General features: G+C 57.1%; 1 tRNA gene. It reads left to right on the forward strand.

The annotated features are described in order from the left end of the window. Nucleotides 1-87: transfer RNA gene (locus tag NCR38_RS34040), tRNA-Leu, on the forward strand. Nucleotides 88-301 lie beyond the last annotated feature (214 nt).

The following is a 301-nucleotide window of genomic DNA, read 5'->3' on the forward strand; positions in this document are numbered from 1 at the left end:
GCCCAGGTGGCGGAATTGGTAGACGCACTAGGTTCAGGTCCTAGCGGTGGCAACACCGTGGAGGTTCGAGTCCTCTCTTGGGCACCAGATGTTTGGAAAAGCCACCTTCGGGTGGCTTTTCCTTTTTGTGCAGGGACCGTGTTTTCGATTCAGCGTAGTCGTATGACTTTGCAGTTGACACGGTGCCGGTTCCCGCTAAAATAGCGGGCTCGCTGTACCCCTTGGCCCAGGTGGCGGAATTGGTAGACGCACTAGGTTCAGGTCCTAGCGGTGGCAACACCGTGGAGGTTCGAGTCCTCTC

Origin of the sequence: Caballeronia sp. INML1 (assembly GCF_023631085.1) — a bacterium.
GTDB classification, from domain to species: domain Bacteria; phylum Pseudomonadota; class Gammaproteobacteria; order Burkholderiales; family Burkholderiaceae; genus Caballeronia; species Caballeronia turbans.